The organism is Bradyrhizobium sp. MI1.7, from assembly GCF_055811795.1.
In genome coordinates this window covers 15,115-36,186 of the sequence record NZ_JBVVPO010000052.1, presented here as the reverse complement: position 1 = coordinate 36,186, position 21,072 = coordinate 15,115, and the positions used below count along the sequence as shown (strand labels likewise).

Here is a 21,072-nt window from a genome sequence, read left to right as displayed (position 1 = left end):
GTTTGACGCGTTTTCTTTACGCGAACCGGCTTCCACTTCGCTCGAAAACGCTACGTCACTCGACCACCTTGGGCACAAGAAAGAAGTGACCTTCGGTCGCGGGCGCGTTGGCAACGATATCGTCGGCGATCTCGCCGTCATTGACCACGTCCTGCCGCTTCTTCATCTGCATCGGGGTGACCGAGGTCATCGGCTCCACGCCCTCGACGTTGACCTCCGAGAGCTGCTCGACAAAGGCGAGCATGGCGTTGAGCTCGCCCTGCAGATGCGGAACCTCGCCCTCGGAAACCGCAATGCGCGCCAGATGCGCGATGCGGCGGACGGTAGTGGCGTCGACGGACATTATATAAGGCCTCTCACGGCAAAATCTAACTGCCGTATAGCAGAGGCCGGTTTTGCGCCGCAACCGGCGGCGCGACCTTAGCCAGCCAGTCCCTTCATGCGGGCCAGGGCCGATTTGGCAAAATCCCGGGTCAATTCGGCTGCGGGGACCTCGCGGCCCAGGGCCACGGCCTGGCCGGCCCAGAGATTGGTGAAATCCACCCTGCCCTGCTTTTCGGCAGCTGCCTTGAGCGGCCCCAGCGCGGTCGCGGCATGGGGAAAAGGCGGCGCCTCGGGCGAGATCGGGCCGGCTTCGCGCATCAGGCGATTCTGGACGCCGCGCGCCGGACGCCCGGTCATGACGTTGGTGATGACGGTGGAATCGTCCCGCGCTTCAGCCAGCGCCTTGCGCCCGCCCGCGCTGACCTTGGATTCCGGGCAGCGCAGATAGGCGCTGCCGATCTGCACGCCGGATGCGCCGAGCGCAAAGGCTGCGGCGATGCCGCGCCCGTCGGCAATGCCGCCGGCCGCGATGACAGGCACCTTCACGGCGTCGGCGACCTGCGGCACCAGCGCAAAGGTGCCGGGCTGCTCGGAGATCTTGTCGGTCAGGAACATGCCGCGATGGCCGCCGGCCTCGGCGCCTTGCGCAATGACGGCATCGACGCCGCGCTCTTCCAGCCAGACTGCTTCCTTCACCGTCGTGGCGGACGAGATGACGAGGCAGCCGGCAGCCTTGACGCGCTTGAGCAGCGCCTGATCCGGCAGGCCGAAATGAAAGCTGACGATCTCCGGCTTCAGCTCCTCGACGACCTCGCAGAACGCGGCGTCGAACGGCGCACGGTTCGCGGCGTTGATGGGCGCTGCGGGATCGAGGCCGTGCTCGGTGTAATAGCCCGTAAGCCGCTGCTTCCAGCGCGCTTCGGCTTCGGCCGTGAGGTCAACCGGCGTGTGGCAGAAGAAGTTCATGTTCACCGGCGCCTTCACGCGCTGGCGAATGATGTTGACCTGCTCGCGCGCCTTCTCCGGCGACAGCATCGCGCTCGGCAGCGAGCCGAGCCCGCCGCCCTCCGCCACGGCGATCACCAGTTCGGCATCCATCACACCAGCCATCGGCGCCAGCACGATCGGGAATTCGGTCTTGAAGAGATCGATCAGTCGACGGTCAGGCCACATAATTCTTGCCTCATGTTCGCTCTTCCCTCGCCCCTTGTGCGAGAGGGTGGATCGCCGCGCAGCGGCGAGACGGGTGAGGGGTTTGCATCCGCGGAGACAGACCCCTCATCCGGCGCGGATTGCCTCCGCGCCACCTTCTCCCACAAGGGGGGAAGGAAAAGAAGAAACCGAGTTGCGCCGGCCGGCGAGCAATTGCCCCGCTTCAATCGCAATCCGCTCCACGATCTCGGCCGCCGGTGCAATATCATGAATCAATCCGACCGCCTCGCCCGCGATCACGGCCGCGACATCGAAATTGCCGGCTGCTTTCGCGGCCGCATAGTCCGCCGCGACTGCGGCAACATTCTGCATCAGCTCGACCTCGCGGCCGATCCAGCGCCTGGCGTGGTCGTTGATGAGGCACCTTCCCGTGAACGGCGCCGGCCAGACATTGTTGCGCGAGAGATCGAAGATGATGCCGCGCACGGTCGTGCCGCTGTTCGCTGCGCAGATACGCCGCTTGGCCTCCTCCGCGCCATCAGCCTCCTGGCTCGCATAGAAGCGCGTGCCGAGCAGCACGCCGCTCGCGCCCAGCATCATCATGGCGGCGAGACCGCGCCCGTCGGCGATGCCGCCGGCCGCGACGACAGGCACGTGGCCCGCGGCAAGATCGACGATTGCAGGCACGAGATCGACGGTGGTGCGAGAGGCGCCGTGACCACCTGCCTCCGTGCCCTGCGCGATCAGGATGTCGGCGCCGGCATCGAGCGCCTGCCGCGCCATGGCTTCATCCTGCACCTGGCAGATCAGGCGTGCACCTGCGGACTTGATCTTCGGCGCGAACGGCGCGGGATCGCCAAACGACAACATGATCGCAGACGGTTTTGCGGCAAGAGCGACATCGAGAAGCTCGGGCCGCTTGGCGAGGCTCCAGGTGATGAAGCCGATCCCGAATGGCGCCGACAACCCCGCGAGCTTCGCAGTCTCCTGCTCCAGCCACACCTTCTCGCCATAGCCGCCGCCCAGAATGCCGAAACCGCCGGCACGGCTCACGGCCGTCACAAGCCGGCTGCCGGCAACGATGTCCATCGGCGCCAGCAGGATGGGATGCTCAATCTCCAGCAGCCTAGTCAGCGACGTCTCAATGGGCATAGCCCCTCCCTGATCTGGACAGGGAGACTAGGCGCGACTAGCATTCTCGAAAAATGAATTGTTGCGAACGCTGCCATCACAAAAGCGAAACGACGCCATGGAACTCAGCGATATCCAGACCTTTGCCGCCGTCGCCCGCACCGGCGGCATCACCCGCGCCGCGGAGGAGCTCAACACGGTGCAATCCAACGTCACCCAACGCGTGAAGGCGCTGGAAGCGGAGATCGGCACACCGCTGTTCGAACGCCACAGCCGTGGCATGACGCTGACCGGCGCCGGCAAACGCCTCCTGCCCTACGCACAGCGGATGGCCGCGCTATCACGGGAGGCCGTGCTCGCCGCGCGTGACGACGGCGAGCCGAAAGGACCGCTCGCGATCGGCTCGATGGAGACGACGGCAGCCGTGCGCTTGCCGTCCCTCCTCGCCGATTTCCACCGCAACTTCCCAGCCGTGCGGCTGAGCCTGCGCACCGCGACCACCGCCGACCTCGTCGCGGGCGTGCTCGAAGGCACGCTCGACGGCGCCTTCGTCGCGGGTCCCATCGCACATGCCGACCTCACTGCGACGAGTGCGTTTCGCGAAGAGCTGGTGCTGGTCAGCGCGCGGCGCTGGGCCTCGCTTGCCGAGCTGCGCGCCGGCACGCCGGAGTCTGGTCCGACCGCGCTGGTGTTCCGCACCGGCTGCACCTACCGCCAGCGTCTCGAACAGATCTTTGTTGAGTTCGGCTGGCCGTCGGCCGCACGCTTCGAGCTCGGCACGCTCGACGGCATGATCGGTTGTGTCGCTGCCGGCATGGGCGTGACGCTGCTGCCGCGCGCCGTGGTCGAACGCAGCGCGATGGCCGGCAGCGTGTCGATCCACGCGCTGGGCCCGTCGCATGCGCGCGTCGAGACGCTCTTCATCCAGCGCAGCGGCGGACATCAGTACAGCGCGCTCGGCGGTTTCATGTCCTGCCTGAAGAAAGACAACGACGTCATCGCGGCCTGACACCGGCGCAGCGTTCCACGTGGCGAAATTCGTCACAAATCCATCGCGCTTGAATTAGTCTGCGCTGCGTTCAGCCGCCGCAGCGCGGCACCGCGAAATGCTTTGAAGCACGCATCCGTTCTACGTTAGGATGCGTCACTGGCCAGCGCAAAAACACAACGAAGCCAAAACATCGGGAGGACTATCGATGCGCAATACGCTCGTGTTGTGCTGTGTCGCCGCGTTGTCGGCGATATCAGGAACTGCAAGCGCACAGGACTGGACCAAATCGAAATGGGGACCGAACGACGAGATCGGTGCCGCCAACTACATGACGCCCGAGCTCGTGGTCAAAGCGGCATCGCTGGTGAGGACCGGCAAGACCTACGCCCTCGGCATTCCCGTCACGCCACAGACACCCGCCTATCCGCCACGCACATTCAAGCTCACCATCGTTCAGCCCGGACAGGCCGGCAGCCCGGGTCTCGGTCCGAACAAGGCGACCTATAACGACGACATCCTTGATACGTGGGTCGGCATCGGCAGCCAGCTCGACGGTCTCGGCCATCTCGGCGTCGAGCACGTCTATTACAACGGCAACAAGCTCGCCGATTTCGCCGATCCGAATGGCTTGAAGAAGCTCGGCATCGAGAAGGTGCCGCCGATGGTCACCCGCGGCGTGCTGCTCGACATGGCCGCCTATTTCAAAACCGACATCGTGAAGGAAGGTACCGCTTTCAACGTCAAGGAGATCGAGGAAGCCGCCAAGCAGCAGAACGTCGAGATCCGCCAGGGTGACGTCGTCATCTTCCACACTGGCTGGCTCAGCCTGATCGGCAAGGACGACAAGCGCTACTCGGCCGGCGAGCCCGGTCTCGGCGTCGAGGGCGCGAAGTACCTGACCGGCAAGGGCGTGGTCGCCATCGGCGCCGACACCTGGGCGCTCGAGGTGCTGCCGTTCGAGTCCAAGAACGTGTTCGAGGTACACCAGATCCTGCTCGCGATGAACGGGACCTACATTCTCGAGAACATGGACACCGCCGCGCTCGCTCGCGACAAGGGCTATGAATTCCTGTTCGTGCTCGGCCAGCCGCGCTGGACCGGCGGCGTGCAGGCGATGATCAACCCGATCGCGATCCGCTGATCGATACGTCGACCCGGGCGGGGATCCGCCTGCCACCCGGCAGGCCCCTCGCCCGGCCTCTCCGTCACCGCGGCCTGAGATGCCAGCGCCGCAATGCAACGAAGGCCCAGATAGCTTCGACGAGGCCAAACGGCCAGGCGCCCTGCAGGAAGCCGTAAGCCGAGCCGAGCGCGCAGGACACAGCGAACAGCAGCACGAACCAATGGCTGCGATCCTCCAGGGCATAGCAGACCAGCATCGTCGTCACGGCAAACAGGCCGAATAGTGTCAGTGCATCCATGTTCCGGGTTCACTCCGCGGCGCGACGCGTGATATGCGCTAACACCATGCCGGCTCTTATCCTGCCTCTCGTCGATGCTGCAACCCACTGGCCCGAACGCGGCGGGTTGGTCGGCCTTGACCTCGGCACCAAGACCATTGGTGTTGCCGTGTCCAATCCGGACCGGCGGTTGGCGACCGGCGTCGAGACCATCCAGCGCAAGGCGTTCAAGCAGGACGCGGCGCGGTTGCTCGCGATCGCGGCCGAGCGCAAGGCGGTCGGCTTCGTGCTCGGCCTGCCCATCAACATGGACGGCAGCGAGGGCCCGCGCGCGCAATCGACCCGCGCCTTCGCCCGCAACCTTGCCGGGCTGACCACACTCACCATCGGCCTCTGGGACGAGCGTCTGTCGACCGCAGCGGTCGAGCGCGAGCTGATCGGCATGGATGTCAGCCGCGCCAAGCGCGCCGAGGTGATCGACGAGCACGCCGCGATCTTCATCCTGCAAGGCGCGCTCGACCGCCTCGCCAATTTACGACAAGCCTAATTCCCGGAAGCGACAACATGGCATTGCCGACGAGCGCAAAAATTTCGATCGGCGCCGTCCTCCTGGTTCTCCTCGCTGTGCAGGGTTGCTCTGCCGCGGAGGATCATGCGGTGTCGGAGCTCAAAGGCACGTGGTCCGGGACGTTCAACCAGTATTCGCACAACATCAACGGCAGTTTTCCAGTCAAGCTCACCATCGACGCGATCTCTGGGGCTGAATTCACGGGCACCATGGAGTGGCCAAGCTTTGACGGCACCCGGACAAAAGTGAAGGGAATGGTCGACGGCCCGCTGATCAAGTGGACCGAGACCGAATATCTCAAGGGCGACGATGCCGTCCTCGGCGGACTGTACGTCACGCGCTTCAGCGCGGACAACGAGATCGCCGGCGACTGGATGGACCCCAAACACACCATCACGCCGAAGGGCCCCCGCTACGGGACACGCGGGGCCGACTTCGTTCTGAAAAAGGAATAGGCGCCTGCCATGGCCGTCGTGATCGCGGCGCTGCTGCCGGTCTTCATTCTCATCGTGCTCGGCGTGGTGCTCAGGCGCACCCTGATGCGGCTCGACACGCAATGGCACGGGCTGGAGCGGCTGACCTATTTCGTGCTGTTCCCGATGCTCCTGATCCAGACGCTGGTGAAGGCCGACCTCTCCAGGGTGCCGGTCGCCGGCGTCGGCGGTGCGCTGCTGCTGTCGGTGCTGGCGATGTCGCTGCTCTGCCTCGCGCTCCGCCCAGCGCTCGCGCGGTTCGACATCGACGGTCCCGCCTTCACCTCGATCTTCCAGGGCGCGACGCGGTGGCAGACCTATGTGGCGCTCTCGGTGTCCGCCAACATGTTCGGCGATGTCGGACTCGCGCTGGCGTCGGTGGCGATGGTCGCGATCATTCCGCTGGTCAACGTGTTCAGCGTCGCCGTGCTCGCGCACTATGCATCGCCCGAGAAGCAGTCCGCGCGCGCCATCGTCATGACGGTGATCCGCAATCCCCTGATCTGGGCTTGCGTGATCGGCCTCGTCATCAATGTCATCCATCTGCCGCTGCCAAAGATCTGGCACGAGGTTGCGGACGCGCTCGGCCGGTCCTCGCTCGCCATCGGCCTGCTCGTTACCGGCGCCGGCCTGCAGCTCAACGGTCTGCTCCGCCCGAGCGTGAGCGCAACCATCGGCGTGGCGTTCAAGCTGGCGCTGATGCCCGTGCTGGCGCTGGCGCTCGCCGCCTGGTTCGGTCTCTCGGGCGACAGCCTGGCGATCGTCGCAATCTGCGCGGCGGTGCCGACCTCGCCCAGCGCCTATGTGCTGGCCCGCCAGATGGGCGGCGATGCGCCGCTGCTGGCGCAGATCATCACGCTGCAGACGATCTTGGCGGCGGTCACGATGCCGATCGCGATCGCGCTGGTGGCTTAGGCCTCGTGCGAGGCCTCAGCTCCCCAGCCACATCGTCAGCACCACCGCAGTCAGATTGTTCAGCGCATGCAGCACGACGGTGAGCCAGAGCGAGTTGGCGCGATAACGCATGTAGCCGAACCACAGGCCGATGGAGAAGACCTCGGCGAGGAAGTACATGTCGTACTGCAGGTGCACGACCGTCCACACCAGTGACGACAGGATGATCGCGCCGGGCACGCGCAGGAAGCTCGCCGACCAGCCGCGAAACAGGAAGCCGCGCGCCAAAACCTCTTCCGACATCGGCGCAGCGACACTGAACGCGAACAGCAGCATCACAGCCGCGCCCTTGTCGCGGCCCGATTTCAACAGATCGGTCATGAAGCCCGGCGTCGCCTCGCGGCCAAGGCTCCGCGACATCGTCTCCCAGGCGACCACGATCAGGACAAGCCCGATGGCGCCGAACAGCATTTGCTTCCAGGACGGCCAATGCAGCGCGAGATAGTCGACGAACGAGGCCTTCTTGATGCGGATGGCGAGCCACACCGCGGCCAGCGTCGCCGGCAGGCCCATGGTCACCGACAGCGCGAGCGCCGCGGGCTCGCGACCGACACGCTGGATCGACATCAGGTCGAGGGGGTCGCCACGGTCCCAGACCAGATAGAGGATGGCACCGACCTGGCCGAGGAACATCGCGACGAAGATGAGCAGGCCCCACACCGCCGTGCCCCAGAATTTCCAGACGCGCGGCGCAGCTGGCGTCACGGTCATCGGCGGGAGATCGGGATTGAGGGAGTCCATTCAAGCGCTTTCGTTGGGACGGCACCATCATTCCGGGGCCGTTCGCACGACGATCTACTTCGTTCGCGGCGGAATCGGGAAATCATAGGCCGCCGCGCCCGCCCCCGGCAGGGAAAAATGCCACCACTCCTTCGCATAGTTCACAAAGCCTTGCTTCGCCATCGCGGCCACCAGCCGCTTGCGCCAGGCGCGCTGGTCCGGATTGATCGACGGTGCCGCAGTGTGCCCCTTCGTGTCGGTGCAGTCGTAGCCCGTGCCCATGTCGACGCTGCCCTCCGGCAATCGTGCCTCGACCGGCGCCGTGCAATCGGCATAGGCTTTTGACGGATCGTATCTGGCGGAATTGTCAGCCTTGAGATCGACCAGCGTGAGATCGAGCGCCGCGCCCGTGGAATGCTGCGAGCGGCTCGCGATGTAGCCGAGGCGGAACAGCTCGCTCTTCGGGATCTTCGGATTGTAGCGCCGCTCGGCCGCCGTCTCGTAGCCGTTCTGCGACCACTTCACCATGTCGAGCGAGGCCCGCGCCGGCCGGTAGCAGTCGAACATCTTCAGCGACAGGCCTTGCGCCGCCAATTCCTGCTGAACCGCCTTCAGCCGCAGCCCCACCTCCCGCTTCACCACGCATTCGCCGGCGCCGTAACCGGCCAGCGGACGGCCGACGAAATTGTTCGAGGTGGCGTAGCGGATGTCCTGGATGATGCCGGGGTCGATGTCGCGCAGATAGACGAAGCCGCCGGGGAGCGACTGGGCGTTGGCTGCGCTGATAACGGTTGCTGCCAAGAGCGCGGTCAAAATTGTTTTCAACTGGAGCTCCCCACATCGTGATGGCCGGGCTTGTCCCGGCCATCACGGCCTTTTACGTCAAATGCGAATGAAGCACGTGGATGCCCGGGACAAGCCCGGGCATGACGGAGAGGATGAGCCCGCACCGACAGATCAGGGGATAACTCCCCGCCCCGGCATTGGCCCTTGCTCCCCCAGCCATCCCCGCCTATAGCTCTCGTTTTAATGACATCGAAATCGACCTTCGTCCTCGGCCACCGGCATTTGCTGGGCATCGAGGGCCTTTCCGCGGCCGACATCACCGGCCTCCTCGACCTGTCCGAAGAATATGTCGAGCTCAACCGCCAGGTTGACAAGAAGCGTACCGTCCTGCGTGGACGGACGCAGGTAAATCTGTTCTTCGAGGCCTCGACCCGGACCCAGTCCTCGTTCGAGCTCGCCGGCAAACGGCTGGGCGCCGACGTCATGAACATGTCGGTCTCCTCCTCGTCCATCAAGAAGGGCGAGACGCTGGTCGACACTGCGATGACGCTCAACGCCATGCACCCGGACATTCTGGTGGTTCGGCATCACGCGTCCGGCGCGGTGGAACTGCTGGCGCGCAAGGTCGACGGTTCCGTGATCAATGCCGGCGATGGCGCGCACGAGCATCCGACGCAGGCGCTGCTCGACGCGCTGACCATTCGCCGCAACAAGGGCCGGATCGAGGGCCTCGTGGTCGCGATCTGCGGCGACGTGCTGCATTCGCGTGTGGCCCGTTCCAACATCATCCTGCTCAACACTATGGGCGCCCGCGTCCGCGTCGTCGGCCCCTCGACGCTGCTGCCGCCCGGCATCGAGCGCATGGGGGTCGAGGTTGCGCGCGACATGCGCGAGGGGCTCAACGGCGCCGATATCGTCATGATGCTGCGGCTCCAGCGCGAGCGCATGAACGGCTCCTTCGTGCCGTCGACCTCCGAATATTTCAACTATTTCGGGCTGGACCAGAAAAAGCTCGCTTACGCCAAGCCGGACGCGCTCGTCATGCATCCCGGCCCGATGAACCGCGGCGTCGAGATCGACACCGCGGTCGCCGACGGCGCGCAATCGCTGATCCGCGAACAGGTCGAGATGGGCGTGGCGGTACGCATGGCCGTGCTCGAAGCGCTCGCCCGCAACTTGCCGAACGCGTGATGCTCATGCTGACTGACCGCCGTCCCATCCTGCTCGCCAATGCCCGCGTCGTCGATCCCTCCAGGGATTTCGACGGCCCCGGCGATGTCCTGATTGCCGACGGAATCATCCGCGAGACCCGTCGCGGGATCGGAGCGGCCGGCGTCCCCGAGGGCACCGACGTCGTCAACTGCGCCGGCAAGATCGTGGCCCCCGGCCTCGTCGACATGCGCGCCTTCGTCGGCGAGCCCGGCTTCAGCCACCGCGAGACCTTTGCCTCCGCGAGCCAGGCGGCTGCGACCGGCGGCATCACCACCATCATCTGCCAGCCCGACACGTCTCCGGTGATCGATAACTCGGCGACCGTCGACTTCGTGATGCGCCGTGCCCGCGACACCGCGATCGTCAACATCCAGCCGATGGCGGCGCTCACCAAGGGAATGCACGGCGAGGAGATGACCGAGTTCGGCCTCCTCAAGGCCGCCGGCGCGATCGCCTTCAGCGACAGCGACAAGAGCGTGATCAACGCGCAGGTGATGCGCCGCGCGCTGACCTACGCGCGCGATTTCGACGCGCTGATCGTGCATTACACCGAGGATCCCGATCTCGTCGGCGAAGGCGTGATGAACGAGGGCGAGTTCGCCTCGCGGCTCGGCCTGATGGGCATCCCGAACGCGGCGGAGGCCGTGATGCTCGAGCGTGACATGCGTCTCGTCGCGCTCACCGGCGGGCGCTATCACGCGGCGTCGCTGACCTGTATCGACTCGCTCGACGTCCTCAAGCGCGCCCGCGACGCCGGCCTCGCCGTGACCGCCTCCGTCTCGATCAATCATCTTGCGCTGAACGAGAACGATATCGGCCCCTACCGGTCGTTCCTGAAGCTGTCGCCGCCACTGCGGACCGAGGACGACCGGCGCGCGCTGGTCGCGGCTGTCGCCTCCGGCCTCGTCGACGTCATCATGTCCGACCACAATCCGCAGGACGTCGAGGTCAAGCGCCTGCCGTTCGCGGAAGCAGCACACGGTGCCATCGGGCTCGAGACCATGCTGCCGGCGGGCCTTCGCCTCGTGCACAATGAGGAACTCGACCTGAAAACGCTGATCCGGGCCATGTCGACGCGGCCGGCCGAGATCCTGGGTCTGCCGGGTGGAACCCTGCGCACGGGCAGCCCGGCCGATGTCATCGTGATCGATCCCGATGTGCCCTGGATCGTCGATCCCGCCGACCTCAAATCGCCCTGCAAGAACACGCCGTTCGACGAGGCCCGCTTTACAGGCCGCGTGGTGCGCACCATTGTCGGCGGACGGACGGTGTACGAGCATGTCTGACGGGCAAATTCATGCGTGGCGTCGCGGTTCAGCATGGAGATGCGGCCATGGGGCTTGAAGCCTTCCTGCCGGTGGCCTTTGTCATCGGCTACCTGCTCGGCTCGATTCCGTTCGGGCTGGTCCTGACCAAACTCGCCGGCACGCAGGATATTCGCTCGATCGGCTCCGGCAGCATCGGCGCCACCAACGTGCTGCGCACGGGACGCAAGAGCCTTGCCGCGGGCACCCTGCTGCTCGACGCGCTCAAGGGCACGGTCGCGGTGGTGATCGCCGGCTACATCGCGGGACCCAATGCCGCCATGGTGGCCGGGCTCGGCGCCTTCCTCGGCCATCTCTTCCCGGTCTGGCTGAAGTTCAAAGGCGGCAAGGGCGTCGCCGTCTATATCGGCATCCTGCTCGGCCTGTTCTGGCCCGGCGCGATCGTGTTCTGCCTGCTTTGGCTCGCCACCGCCTTCACCACCCGCTACTCCTCGCTGTCCGCGCTGGTGGCGGCGTTCATCACCCCGATTTTCCTGTGGTGGTTCGGGCATCTCGCGCTCGCATCGCTGTTCGCCGCGCTGACGCTGCTCTTGTTCTACGCGCATCGCGAGAACATCAAGCGACTGCAATCGGGCAAGGAAAGCCGGATCGGCGAGAAGGCCTAGAGCGTTTTCGAGCGAAGTGGCTACCGGTTCGCGTCAAGAAAACGCGTCAAAACAAAATCCCAAGGCCGGAAAAAGTACGGATATCGCCGCACCGCCTCCGCATTATGTGCCAATTCCTGTTCGCAACTCGGAAGCTGCTCGCGGCCGGAGTGGCGAACGAGTTCCACGCCTGTCATCCTGACAGCGGAAATGGCGTTACGCGGTAGCTCAGAATGAGCGAGAAGATTGTCGGCGCGCATGACGGGCCTGGTTCGCACGGTGCTTCCAGCACCGCAGCAAGCCGGCTGCTCTCGATGACCAATGTCTGGTCCGATGCGCCCTCGCCGCTGCCCGCGCCCGAGCCTGCTCCCGTACCCCCGCCAGTGACCCGGCCTGCGCCCGTCGCGCAAGCCGCCGCGCCAGTCGAGATCGTGACCATTGCCGCGCCGGTCGCGCCCGTGCAGCCGCGCTCCAGCCAATGGCCGCCGCAAAGAGTGTCGCTGGCCCTTCAGGGCGGCGGCACTTTTGCGGCCTTCACCTGGGGCGTGCTGGAGCGGTTGCTGGAACACCCGACCATCCAGATCGACACCATCAGCGGCGCCAGTGCCGGCGCCATCAATGCGCTGCTGCTCGCCTCCGGCCTCGCCGAAGGCGGACGCGAAGGCGCCCATTCGCGGTTGAACCGGTTCTGGGCCCGCCTGATGCACGAGGCCTCGTTCCGCTCCTTGATGCTGGTCGGCGGATTCTCGCCGGCGGGAAGCTCGGTCGCGTTCGGTCCGACGCTGCGCTCCGGCCAATTCGATCCGTTCGATCTCGATCCGCTGCGGCTGGCGCTGTCGCGCGACATCGATTTTGCCGCCTTGCGCGACGCCGCCTGCCCAAAACTGCTGATCGCCGCGACGCGAATCCGCGATGGGCAGCAGCAGATCTTCCGCAACGATTGCATTACCGCCGACGTCGCGCTGGCCTCGACCTGCCCGCCTTTGGTTCACTGCGCCGTCGAGATCGACGGCGAGGCCTATTGGGATGGCGGCATTGGCGGCAATCCGCCGCTGGTGCGCCTGGCGCAGGAATCGACAGCCCCCGATCTGCTGCTCGTCCAGGTCACGCCCACGCGTGACAGCTACGTGCCGATCACGCTCGCCGCGATCGACCGCAGGCTCGACCAGATCGCCGCCAACGCCGCCCTCAACGCCGAGATCGCGGCGCTGGAATGGGCGCGAGCAGCTGCCGCACCTTCGCTGCGGCTCTCCAGGATCGCGGCCGAAGACTCCATTGAGGGCCTGGCGCAGCGCTCATCCACCGATCTCGGCCGCGGCTTCATTCGTACGCTGCACCGGAGTGGCCGCGAGGCCGCCGAGCGTTGGCTCGGACAAGGCGCCACAGGCGCCGAGGCCGAACGCGCGCTGCCCGCCACTGAGCCCGCGCTAGCCTGATTTCGCCAGCGCATCCTCCAGGAACCATGCCGCCGCAAGCGCGCCCGGATCGTTGCCGAAGCGCGCGATCACCTGCACGCCGATCGGCAGGCCGCCGACCTTCAGCACCGGCACGTTGACGCAAGGATTGCCCATCAGCGTCCAGAGCCGGTTGTAGCGGGGCGAGCCGGTCGAGGCGAGCTCCTTGGCCGGCGCGGTGCCCGGCGCCGAATAGGTCAGCAGCACGTCAAAACCCTCGAACAGCTCGCCGAGCTCGCGGCGGCCACGGCGGGCGATCCGACGCGCGTCGTCATACTGCTTCGGCGTCAAGCCGACGGTGTCATCGAGGCTGGCACGCAGCATCGGCGCGATCTCGTCATGATGCTCCGAAAACTCCCAGGCCAGCGCGCGATGCGCCTCGAAATCCTGGATGATCGGGTGGATGCGCCAAGCTTCCTGCACCGACTCCGGCAGATCGATGGTCTTGACACTGGCACCGGCCTTCTCGGCCGCCTTGATCGCAGCCTGCAAGCCCTCTTCCGCCGCCGGCTCCACGGCCTCGGCAAACTCCTGCCTCACCACGCCGATGCGCGGCGCCTTGGCCGCGGCGATGCCATCGAATTCAGTGCGGCCGGTGATCGCCAGCAGCCCGCGCGCGAGATCTTCCGCGCGATATCCGAACAGGCCGACAGTATCAAGCGCCCATGAGTAGCACTTCACGCCGATGGTCGGCAGCATCCGGAACGACGGCTTGATCGCGGCAGCCCCGCAATAGGCGGCGGGCCGGATCACCGAGCCGCCGGTCTGGGTGCCCAGCGCCAGCGGGATCATGCCGGCACCGACGGCCGCGGCCGAGCCCGAGGACGAACCGCCCGGCGTATGGCCGAGATTGTGCGGATTGAGCGTCGGGGTCGGATCGCGCGAGGCGAACGCCGTGGTCGTGGTCTTGCCGATGATGGTGGCGCCTGCCCGCTTCAGCATCATCACGACCGGCGCGTCCGAGCGCGGCTGCCAGCCGCGGTAGATCTCCGAGCCCATCTCGGTCGGCATGTTGGCGGTGTCGATGATGTCCTTGATGCCGACGGCGATGCCGCGCAGCGGGCCGGAGGCTTGCGCCTTCGCGGATTTGTCGTGACGGACGAAGGCGTGGACGTCCTTCTCCCTGGCCTCGATCGCCGCGTGCGACTGGGCGATGGCGTCATCGGGCGAAAGCTCGCCCGCTTCAATGCGGCGCTGGAGGTCGGCGAGTGAGATCATGGCAATACCCTTCTTATTGCCATCGCTTTTAGCATCGGGACGAGGTCGCGCAAGCGCACGTGGACGCGGTCGATCCATGCGTGCAGTCGACCGGGACCAGCGGCTCGACCAGAGCATCCGCGTCCGCGGGCGCCGCGCGGATGAGATCAAAAATGGAAACAGAATCTTTCAATTATTTCTATTTTTATCGCGATTCAATCGAGCCAGTGTGAGGTCACAACGCAGGGCCCTGCGGCGCGCACTCTCTTACGAACCACAAACGCCTGGTGCGTCACCGCCGTCGGACCTCAACCAAGCACAGGAGCGATGACCATGGATACGACCCGTTATGCTTCCCTCGTTGGCCGGCTGCTGATCGGCCTCCCGTTTGCAATGAGTGGCTTCAGCAAGCTCACCGCCTATGGTGCGACGACCGCTTACATCGCCGCTGCGGGATTGCCGGTGCCCCCGTTGGCATATGCGATCGCAGTTCTCGTCGAGCTCGGTGGCGGTCTCCTGCTGATCGCGGGCTATCAAGCCCGCTCGGTCGCGCTGGCGCTCGCCATATTCTCGCTGGCCGCGGCAGTCTCGTTCCACAACAACTTTGCCGACCAGAATCAGATGATCCACTTCCTCAAGAACGTGATGATGGCAGGCGGCCTGCTCCAGATCTTTGCCTTCGGTGCCGGTGCGCTCAGCCTTGACGCTCGCGTCTCGCGGAGCGGCGTCGCTGTCGCTCAGGCGGCCCACGCGCGTTGAATCGACGACCTTGCGGAAGACCCGTCGACCACGTCGGGTCTTCCTGCAGCGCCTTTGAAGCCCGATCAAGCGCACGCAACTGTTGCCCACGCCCTCAGGTTGTTCCATGCTGCCTCCACAAGGAGACGCCGTGGACGCCATCAATCCGAGCGTTGAGCTGACCGAGGCTGAGCGGATCGACCGCCTGCGGCTGATCCGCTCTGACAATGTCGGGCCGCGTGGCACTAACGCGGAAACGCCGCAACCTTTGCGTTAGTTCTAAATTGCCCCGACAATCAAGGCGATGAGATTCGAATTGCCGGACTGTTGGACGCTCACGCCGTCTCGGCTTAGGCTGTGCGCCTTCTGACCCAACCTGTTCATTGACGCGGCTGGACCAATGTCGAAAAATGCTTACTCTCTGCCAGAGGATAAGCGATTTAGCGGTGCTATGAAACGACGCGGATTCATCACTTTGGCTGGCGGGGCGTTGGCGTGGGCAACGGCCGCACGCGCTCAGCAAGTGAAGCGCGTCTCGCGGATCGGCCTTTTCCTCCCCCCACCGCGAAATTCGGAGGTCGACGCGTTCCTCGTTGCGCTTCGCGGTCTCGGTTGGGTTGAGGGCGAGAACGTCCACGTTGAATATCGCGACGCCGACGGCGACGATAACCGGCTTCCGGCGCTGGCTGCTGAACTGGTCGCCCTCGGCGTCGACGTTCTCGTGACAGCCACATTTCCCGGGGTTCTTGCCGCGCACCGTGCGACGACCACAATTCCAACCGTGATGATCGTGGGTCCCGATCTGGTGACCTTGGGCCTTGCAGCCAGCATGGCTCATCCCGGTGGCAACATTACGGGACAGACCTTTTTCCTTACAGAACTAGCTGCGAAGCGGTTAGAGGTTCTTGCGAGCATAGCTCCCTCGATGACCCGCGCAGGGGTGCTCATGCAGCGAGGCAACCCCTGAACAACGGCACCATGAGTGCCATGACGAACGCCGCGCGGGCAATGAAGGTTGAGCTGCGACCGATCGAGCTTGACGTCCCCGGCGACCTCGACAACGCGCTATCAATCGTCGGCTCCTCCGCCATGGACGGTCTCGTCATCACGGACGCCAATGCGTTTGTCACCAATTCGGCGTTGGTCTCGGCGATTGTCGACAAGTGCCGCGTGCCATCGATTGCCGCACCCATCGTCGCGTCCCGGGGGGGCGCACTGGTAGGGTACGGGGTAGACTTCACCTCCATGTTTCGCCGCGCCACTGTTTTCGTTGACAAGATATTGAAGGGCGCGAACCCGGCCGACATCCCCATCGAGCAGCCGACGCTGTTTAAGACGGTCATCAACTTGAAGACCGCCAAGGCGCTCGGCCTCGAGATACCGCAGTCGTTGCAGGTGCGCGCGGACGAGGTCATCGAATAGCAAAAGCCTTGAGGAATGAGGCAGCGCGTTGCTCCATTCCTCCTCCGCCCATGATTGGGGCGATAGAAACGACCACACGTCGCTGTTGCCCACGCCCTCAGGTTGTTCCATGCTACTCCCACAAGGAGACGCCGTGGACGCCATCAATCCCAGCGTGGAGCTGCCCGAGGCTGAGCGGATCGACCGCCTGCGGCTGATCCGTTCTGACAATGTCGGGCCGCGCACCTTCCGTTCGCTGGTCGATCATTTCGGCACGGCGCGCGCTGCGCTGGAGCGGCTGCCCGATCTGGCGCGCCGCGGCGGCGCGGCCCGTTCCGGGCGCATCTGTAGTGCCGATGAGGCGAAGGCCGAGCTCGCCGCAAGCCGCAAGTACGGCATCGCCTGGCTTGCGCCCGGCGAGGACGGCTATCCGGCGCGCCTCGCAACACTCGACGATGCGCCGCCACTGCTCGCCGTGCGCGGCGACACCGCGACCCTGATGCGGCCGATGATCGCGATCGTCGGTTCGCGCAACGCCTCCGGCGCCGGCTTGAAATTCGCTGGCCAGCTCGCGCGTGAGCTGGGCGAAGCCGGATTCCTCATCATCTCGGGGCTCGCCCGCGGCGTCGACCAGGCCGCACACCGCGCCAGTGTCGAGAGCGGCACCATCGCGGTGCTCGCCGGCGGCCATGATTGCATCTATCCGCCCGAGCATGGCGACCTGCTCGCCTCGATCCTCGATCACGCGGGCGCTGCGATCTCGGAGATGCCGCTCGGCCACGAGCCGCGCGCCCGCGACTTCCCCCGCCGCAACCGGCTGATCTCCGGCGCCGCGCTCGGCGTGGTCGTGGTCGAGGCGGCGCACCGCTCGGGCTCGCTGATCACCGCGCGCATGGCGGCCGAACAGGGCCGCGAGGTATTCGCGGTGCCCGGCTCGCCGCTCGACCCGCGCGCTGCCGGCACCAACGATCTGATCAAGCAGGGCGCAACGCTCGTCACCGAAGCCGCCGACATCATCAACGCTGTCGCACCGATCATGGAGCGGCCGCTGATGCATCCGGCGAGCGAGCCCGATAGCGAACCGTTCGAGAGCGACCCGCAATCACACGACCGCGACCAGATCACCGGCCTGCTCGGCCCTGCCCCCATCTCGATCGACGATCTCGTGCGGATGTCCGGCGCCTCGCCCGCAATCGTCCGCACCGTGCTGCTGGAGCTCGAGCTTGCGGGCCGCCTCGAACGCCACGGCGGCGGTCTCGTTTCTCTTCTCTAGGTGTCGTTGCGCTCATCGAACCGCGTGCGTGCCGCCGCGATCTGCGCCTGGTGCTCCTTCGCCCATAGCCCAAGCGCCATCACGGGCTGCTGGAGCCCGCGGCCAAGATCGGTCAGCTCATAGTCCACGCGCGGCGGAATGGTCGGGAAGATCGTGCGCGTGACGAGGCCGTCGCGCTCCAGCCCGCGCAGGGTCAAGGTCAGCATCCGCTGCGAGATGCCGTTGATCATCCGCTTCAGCTCGTTGAAGCGCTTGGGCCCGTCGCTCAGCATCATGATGACGAACACGCTCCATTTGTCGCCGACGCGCGCCAGGATCGAGGCGACCCCGCGGCAGTCCGCGTGGTCGCGATCCGGCATCTGGGGAGCAGGAAAATCGGTGTGTGCAGGTCTCAAAGATGTGCCCATGGCTCAAAAAAGTGCGTTCTTGCGGGGAATTTGACAGTCACTCATGTAGTGCGGGTTACAAATCTATACCATAGGTGAACCCCAATGAAACTCCTCCATATCGACTCCAGCGTGCTCGGCCCCCACTCCGTCTCACGGCAGGTTTCCGCCGCCATCGTCGACCGTCTCAGGCAGGCGACGCCGTCGCTCGACCTCGTCTACCGCGATTTGACGCAGATTCCGCTCGCCCACCTCTCCGGCTCGCACCTTGCGGCCGCGCAAGGCGCGCCGGCGCCGGCGGAACTCGGTCCCGACCTGGCCGCGAGCGCGGCCGTGCTCAACGAGTTCCTCGATGCCGATATCGTCGTGATCGGCGCGCCCATGTACAATTTTACGATCCCGAGCCAGCTCAAGGCCTGGATCGACCGCGTCCTGGTGGCGGGGAAAACGTTCAAATACGACGCGAACGGCCCGCAGGGCCTTGCCGGCAACAAGCGCGTGATCGTGGCGATCTCGCGCGGCGGCTATTATGGCCCGGGCACGCCGGCCGCCTCGCTCGAGCACCTCGAAACCTATTTGCGTGGCGTGTTCGCGTTCATGGGCATCACGAGCCCCGAATTCATCGTCGCCGACGGCATCCAGGTTGGCCCTGAGCATCGTGAGAAAGCGCTGGCCGGAGCGCTTCAGGCTGCCACCAGCCTGCAGGCGGCGTAAGACTTACGCCGACACCAGCCGCTGCCGGAGCCCGGCGGCGGCTGAGAATTCGACAGCGCTAAAACCAGGCGCCCTGAACGCCAAGAATGACGGCGACGAGCGAAATGAAAAGCCCGATGCCTGAGAAAAGTGCCACCCCGATGAACTCGGACGTATCGGAGTGCTTGGCTGGAATGGCGGAATGTTCGGTGTAAATACGTGGTTCTGAAATCGACGAAGAAATACGAGCTGCTTTTGACATCGCGGGCTCCCTGAAAGTGAGTCTTATGACCCTGCCCGCAAAAGGGTCTTGGCAGCGCAAGCGAAGGTTCAACGCCTCACGGAAGGTTCAGAGGAATACAGCCACCGAGGTGTAGGAACAGGCCGGCGCAACCGATGTCGTCGCGCCGACCGATTCAATTTTCGCAAACGTTGATCAGCCGCGATAGATCGGTGCGCCCGCGGGAGAGGCAACCGCGCCACCATCGACGAAGATCTCCTGGCCCTGGATGTGCCCGGCATCGTCGGAGGCGAGGAACAGGACCGTCTTCGAGATGTGATCCGGTTCAGCAATGCGGCCGAGCGGCGTGGATAGTCCAAGGCGCTTCTCGAACGCCTTCTCCGCTTCAGGCGTTGCGATCGCGGCGCCCCAGATCGGCGTGCGGGTCGCGCCGGGCGCAACGACGTTGACGCGGATGCCGCGCGGCGACAGTTCCGAGGCCATGATCCGCGCTAGCGCGCGCACGCCGGCCTTGGCGGCTCCGTAAGCGGAGTAGCCGGGAACGCCGAGCACGGAGATTACCGAACCGTTGAGGATGATCGAGGCGTTGTCGTTGATATAGTGCAGTGCCGACTGCACCGTGAAGAACACGCCCGTGAGGTTGGTGCTGATCACCTTCTCAAAGACATCCAGCGTCGTCGAGCCCAGCGGCGTGCTGCCGGGGATGCCGGCATTGGCGAACACGATATCGAGCTTGCCGAATTTTTCGGTGCCCTTCTTGATCGCCGCTTCAGTCGCGGCGACGTCGGTCGCGTCCGCAACCAGAGCGATCCCGTTCGGCCCGAGTTCCTTTGCTGCGGCCTCCAGCGTCTCCTTATTGCGCCCGGTGATGATCACCTTCGCGCCCTCGGCCACGAACAGCTTTGCCGTTGCCAATCCAATTCCGCTGTTGCCGCCGGTGATGAGTGCCGTCTTGCCGCTCAGTCTCATGCTCGCCTCTCCAGTAGTTTCATTATGAAACCGTATTGCAATCTAGGCGTATGGTTTTATGATGCAACCACACAAGCGCGTGATTGGCGCCGACATCGTGCGAATGTGAGGAGACCTCAGACGATGGTGAAACGAACGAGTTTTGAGGGTGACGGCTGCCCGGTCGCGCGGTCGCTGGAGGCGATCGGCGACTGGTGGACTCTGCTGATCATCCGCGAAGCGATGCTCGGTATGCGCCGCTTCGGCGAGTTTCAGGGCAAGCTCGGCATGGCCAAGAACATCCTGTCGGCGCGGCTGCGCTCAATGCTCGAACACGGCATACTGGCGACCGCCCCCGCCTCCGACGGCAGCGCCTACCAGGAGTATGTGCTGACGCCGAAGGGACTTGGCCTCTTCCCGATCCTGGTCGCGCTCCGGCAATGGAGCGAGGAGTTCGACGACACGCCCGAGGAGATCGACACCGTCATGGTCGATCGCGTCAAAGGCCGCCCGGTGAAGAAGCTCGAGCTGCACGCCGAGGATGGACGGTTGCTCAGCCTGGCCGACATCACGCTGAAGCCCCGACCGGCACCGCGGCGGCGGTCGGCGTGAGCGCCCGACTGCCTTCACACCGTCATTGCGAGCGCAGCGAAACAATCCAGACAGCCACCCGAGGAAGGACTCTGGATTGCTTCGCTGCGCTCGCAATGACGAGGTTGATGCAGCGCGGTCAACTCTCCGACCGTCACCCCGAGGTGCTCGCCTCTTCGGCGAGCCTCGAAGCTGACAAAGGCGAAAGCCATCACGACAGCTTGCGCTTGCTCCGCAGCCGCAGATGCTCGTCGGCCTCCAGCTTGGTCATGCCCAGGAGATAATGCAGCACATCGAGCTTGTGGCGCTCGGCGAGCTTGCGCAAAGCCCCGACCTGCTCGGCGATGAAGGCGACGGCCTCATCGACGCCGCCCTCCCCTGGTTCCTCACCGCGCGAGCCTCCCGCCACGCCTGACGCGGCGCGCGCCCGTTTCTTTCCTGGCTTAGTCACCAGACCCCACCCGAATCCATGCCCCGGGCGACTCTACGCCGACATTGACCGCAACTCCAAGGTGGTATTTTGCAACTTT

At 65.2% G+C, this 21,072-nt stretch carries 26 protein-coding genes and 1 pseudogene; 16 read left to right on the top strand and 11 right to left on the bottom strand.

Going from position 1 to position 21,072, the window contains the following annotated elements; genetic code table 11:
* Window positions 1-55: 55 nt before the first annotated feature.
* From gatC to AC0L3X_RS34110, 3 genes are all read right to left on the bottom strand, one after another.
* Entirely contained in the window at window positions 56-343 is a 288-nt protein-coding gene (gatC, locus tag AC0L3X_RS34120) for an Asp-tRNA(Asn)/Glu-tRNA(Gln) amidotransferase subunit GatC (RefSeq protein WP_028150645.1), read from the bottom strand.
* Between the two features lie 77 nt (window positions 344-420).
* Window positions 421-1,497 carry an NAD(P)H-dependent flavin oxidoreductase gene (locus AC0L3X_RS34115; protein WP_354096591.1) on the bottom strand — a complete coding sequence of 359 codons (1,077 nt, stop codon included), beginning with the start codon at window positions 1,495-1,497 and terminating at the stop codon, window positions 421-423.
* A 105-nt stretch (window positions 1,498-1,602) separates the two neighbouring features.
* Window positions 1,603-2,628 carry an NAD(P)H-dependent flavin oxidoreductase gene (locus tag AC0L3X_RS34110; protein ID WP_354096590.1) on the bottom strand — a complete coding sequence of 342 codons (1,026 nt, stop codon included), beginning with the start codon at window positions 2,626-2,628 and terminating at the stop codon, window positions 1,603-1,605.
* A gap of 97 nt (window positions 2,629-2,725) precedes the next feature.
* Between AC0L3X_RS34110 and AC0L3X_RS34105 the strand changes: the two genes are divergently transcribed.
* Together AC0L3X_RS34105 and AC0L3X_RS34100 are read left to right on the top strand one after the other, a co-directional pair.
* On the top strand, window positions 2,726-3,616 hold the full coding sequence (locus AC0L3X_RS34105; protein ID WP_063982821.1) for a LysR family transcriptional regulator: 891 nt from the start codon (window positions 2,726-2,728) through the stop codon (window positions 3,614-3,616).
* A gap of 187 nt (window positions 3,617-3,803) precedes the next feature.
* Window positions 3,804-4,739: a cyclase family protein gene (locus tag AC0L3X_RS34100; RefSeq protein ID WP_063982820.1), complete on the top strand. Its 936-nt coding sequence runs from the start codon at window positions 3,804-3,806 to the stop codon at window positions 4,737-4,739.
* Window positions 4,740-4,803: 64 nt separating this feature from the next.
* Here the strand turns inward: AC0L3X_RS34100 and AC0L3X_RS34095 are convergent, their stop codons facing one another.
* Window positions 4,804-5,019, bottom strand: coding sequence for a hypothetical protein (locus tag AC0L3X_RS34095; protein WP_063982819.1), 216 nt, complete (start codon window positions 5,017-5,019; stop codon window positions 4,804-4,806).
* A 46-nt stretch (window positions 5,020-5,065) separates the two neighbouring features.
* Here AC0L3X_RS34095 and ruvX point away from each other — a divergent pair, with 46 nt between their 5' ends.
* From ruvX to AC0L3X_RS34080, 3 genes are read left to right on the top strand one after another with little or no spacing between them, the layout of a single operon-like run.
* Entirely contained in the window at window positions 5,066-5,545 is a 480-nt protein-coding gene (ruvX, locus tag AC0L3X_RS34090; RefSeq protein ID WP_063982818.1) for a Holliday junction resolvase RuvX, read from the top strand.
* A gap of 17 nt (window positions 5,546-5,562) precedes the next feature.
* Window positions 5,563-6,021, top strand: a complete 459-nt coding sequence (locus AC0L3X_RS34085) for a hypothetical protein (protein WP_063982817.1) — start codon at window positions 5,563-5,565, stop codon at window positions 6,019-6,021.
* 9 nt (window positions 6,022-6,030) lie between these two features.
* A complete protein-coding gene (locus AC0L3X_RS34080; RefSeq protein ID WP_063982816.1) occupies window positions 6,031-6,954 on the top strand; it encodes an AEC family transporter in 924 nt (307 codons plus the stop codon).
* Between the two features lie 15 nt (window positions 6,955-6,969).
* Here AC0L3X_RS34080 and AC0L3X_RS34075 read toward each other — a convergent pair whose 3' ends face one another.
* Together AC0L3X_RS34075 and AC0L3X_RS34070 are read right to left on the bottom strand one after the other, a co-directional pair.
* Window positions 6,970-7,734, bottom strand: a complete 765-nt coding sequence (locus AC0L3X_RS34075; protein WP_063982815.1) for a CPBP family intramembrane glutamic endopeptidase — start codon at window positions 7,732-7,734, stop codon at window positions 6,970-6,972.
* Between the two features lie 54 nt (window positions 7,735-7,788).
* On the bottom strand, window positions 7,789-8,538 hold the full coding sequence (locus AC0L3X_RS34070; protein ID WP_283016770.1) for a M15 family metallopeptidase: 750 nt from the start codon (window positions 8,536-8,538) through the stop codon (window positions 7,789-7,791).
* Between the two features lie 204 nt (window positions 8,539-8,742).
* Between AC0L3X_RS34070 and AC0L3X_RS34065 the strand changes: the two genes are divergently transcribed.
* The 4 genes from AC0L3X_RS34065 to AC0L3X_RS34050 all read left to right on the top strand — a co-directional run bounded on the left by AC0L3X_RS34065 (window position 8,743) and on the right by AC0L3X_RS34050 (window position 13,056).
* Window positions 8,743-9,690, top strand: a complete 948-nt coding sequence (locus tag AC0L3X_RS34065) for an aspartate carbamoyltransferase catalytic subunit (RefSeq protein WP_014494716.1) — start codon at window positions 8,743-8,745, stop codon at window positions 9,688-9,690.
* A gap of 5 nt (window positions 9,691-9,695) precedes the next feature.
* Window positions 9,696-10,997 (top strand): dihydroorotase, encoded by a 1,302-nt coding sequence (locus AC0L3X_RS34060; RefSeq protein WP_063986318.1) that lies wholly within the window; start codon window positions 9,696-9,698, stop codon window positions 10,995-10,997.
* Window positions 10,998-11,044: 47 nt separating this feature from the next.
* Entirely contained in the window at window positions 11,045-11,641 is a 597-nt protein-coding gene (gene plsY / locus AC0L3X_RS34055; protein WP_063986317.1) for a glycerol-3-phosphate 1-O-acyltransferase PlsY, read from the top strand.
* Between the two features lie 212 nt (window positions 11,642-11,853).
* Window positions 11,854-13,056: a patatin-like phospholipase family protein gene (locus tag AC0L3X_RS34050; RefSeq protein WP_283016771.1), complete on the top strand. Its 1,203-nt coding sequence runs from the start codon at window positions 11,854-11,856 to the stop codon at window positions 13,054-13,056.
* On the opposite strand, the gene AC0L3X_RS34045 is transcribed toward AC0L3X_RS34050, so the two are convergent.
* The gene (locus tag AC0L3X_RS34045) at window positions 13,048-14,292 is read right to left on the bottom strand and encodes an amidase (RefSeq protein WP_063982812.1); all 1,245 of its coding nucleotides are present in this window, start codon (window positions 14,290-14,292) and stop codon (window positions 13,048-13,050) included. The two genes, AC0L3X_RS34050 and AC0L3X_RS34045, sit on opposite strands and share 9 nt — an antisense overlap.
* Window positions 14,293-14,604: 312 nt before the next feature.
* Between AC0L3X_RS34045 and AC0L3X_RS34040 the strand changes: the two genes are divergently transcribed.
* The 5 genes and pseudogenes from AC0L3X_RS34040 (at window position 14,605) to dprA (ending at window position 17,683) form a co-directional block, all read left to right on the top strand.
* On the top strand, window positions 14,605-15,030 hold the full coding sequence (locus AC0L3X_RS34040) for a DoxX family protein (RefSeq protein ID WP_063982811.1): 426 nt from the start codon (window positions 14,605-14,607) through the stop codon (window positions 15,028-15,030).
* Window positions 15,031-15,136: 106 nt separating this feature from the next.
* Window positions 15,137-15,250: pseudogene (locus AC0L3X_RS34035) on the top strand (DNA-processing protein DprA); the annotation flags it as partial.
* 210 nt (window positions 15,251-15,460) lie between these two features.
* Window positions 15,461-15,976, top strand: coding sequence for an ABC transporter substrate binding protein (locus AC0L3X_RS34030; RefSeq protein WP_283016772.1), 516 nt, complete (start codon window positions 15,461-15,463; stop codon window positions 15,974-15,976).
* 11 nt (window positions 15,977-15,987) lie between these two features.
* Window positions 15,988-16,431: an ABC transporter substrate binding protein gene (locus AC0L3X_RS34025; protein ID WP_283016773.1), complete on the top strand. Its 444-nt coding sequence runs from the start codon at window positions 15,988-15,990 to the stop codon at window positions 16,429-16,431.
* 109 nt (window positions 16,432-16,540) lie between these two features.
* Window positions 16,541-17,683, top strand: a complete 1,143-nt coding sequence (dprA, locus tag AC0L3X_RS34020; RefSeq protein WP_231142126.1) for a DNA-processing protein DprA — start codon at window positions 16,541-16,543, stop codon at window positions 17,681-17,683.
* Here dprA and AC0L3X_RS34015 read toward each other — a convergent pair.
* On the bottom strand, window positions 17,680-18,090 hold the full coding sequence (locus AC0L3X_RS34015; protein ID WP_028152772.1) for a winged helix-turn-helix transcriptional regulator: 411 nt from the start codon (window positions 18,088-18,090) through the stop codon (window positions 17,680-17,682). The two genes, dprA and AC0L3X_RS34015, sit on opposite strands and share 4 nt — an antisense overlap.
* An 84-nt stretch (window positions 18,091-18,174) precedes the next feature.
* Here AC0L3X_RS34015 and AC0L3X_RS34010 point away from each other — a divergent pair, with 84 nt between their 5' ends.
* The gene (locus tag AC0L3X_RS34010) at window positions 18,175-18,783 is read left to right on the top strand and encodes an FMN-dependent NADH-azoreductase (RefSeq protein WP_014494708.1); all 609 of its coding nucleotides are present in this window, start codon (window positions 18,175-18,177) and stop codon (window positions 18,781-18,783) included.
* 58 nt (window positions 18,784-18,841) lie between these two features.
* Here the strand turns inward: AC0L3X_RS34010 and AC0L3X_RS34005 are convergent, their stop codons facing one another.
* Both AC0L3X_RS34005 and AC0L3X_RS34000 read right to left on the bottom strand, forming a co-directional pair.
* Window positions 18,842-19,024 (bottom strand): hypothetical protein, encoded by a 183-nt coding sequence (locus tag AC0L3X_RS34005; protein WP_071917406.1) that lies wholly within the window; start codon window positions 19,022-19,024, stop codon window positions 18,842-18,844.
* A 174-nt stretch (window positions 19,025-19,198) separates the two neighbouring features.
* Window positions 19,199-19,972: an SDR family NAD(P)-dependent oxidoreductase gene (locus tag AC0L3X_RS34000; protein WP_063982809.1), complete on the bottom strand. Its 774-nt coding sequence runs from the start codon at window positions 19,970-19,972 to the stop codon at window positions 19,199-19,201.
* Window positions 19,973-20,095: 123 nt separating this feature from the next.
* Between AC0L3X_RS34000 and AC0L3X_RS33995 the strand changes: the two genes are divergently transcribed.
* Complete coding sequence (locus AC0L3X_RS33995; protein ID WP_063982808.1) at window positions 20,096-20,563, top strand: winged helix-turn-helix transcriptional regulator; 468 nt, start codon at window positions 20,096-20,098, stop codon at window positions 20,561-20,563.
* 190 nt (window positions 20,564-20,753) lie between these two features.
* Here AC0L3X_RS33995 and AC0L3X_RS33990 read toward each other — a convergent pair whose 3' ends face one another.
* On the bottom strand, window positions 20,754-20,993 hold the full coding sequence (locus AC0L3X_RS33990) for a hypothetical protein (protein ID WP_071913093.1): 240 nt from the start codon (window positions 20,991-20,993) through the stop codon (window positions 20,754-20,756).
* Window positions 20,994-21,072 lie beyond the last annotated feature (79 nt).